Raw genomic sequence first — 224 nt, forward strand, 5'->3', positions numbered from 1 at the left:
GCGGGAATAGCTCAGTTGGTAGAGCACGACCTTGCCAAGGTCGGGGTCGCGAGTTCGAGTCTCGTTTCCCGCTCCAAATTTGAAATGCCGCAAGGCACGCACCATCCAGATTTACTGGTTCATGGCAATCAGCCAGGCCAGATAAGTATGCGGGAATAGCTCAGTTGGTAGAGCACGACCTTGCCAAGGTCGGGGTCGCGAGTTCGAGTCTCGTTTCCCGCTCC

Annotated in this window: 2 tRNA genes; both read left to right on the plus strand. The window is 56.2% G+C overall.

Going from position 1 to position 224, the window contains the following annotated elements:
- Window positions 1-76, plus strand: a tRNA-Gly gene (locus tag PU683_RS22035).
- 73 nt (window positions 77-149) lie between these two features.
- Window positions 150-222 (plus strand) — tRNA-Gly (locus PU683_RS22040).
- Window positions 223-224 lie beyond the last annotated feature (2 nt).

Origin of the sequence: Candidatus Kosakonia sp. 282A-S69 (assembly GCF_029433855.1) — a bacterium.
In the GTDB taxonomy this organism is placed as follows: Bacteria; Pseudomonadota; Gammaproteobacteria; order Enterobacterales; family Enterobacteriaceae; genus Kosakonia; species Kosakonia cowanii_A.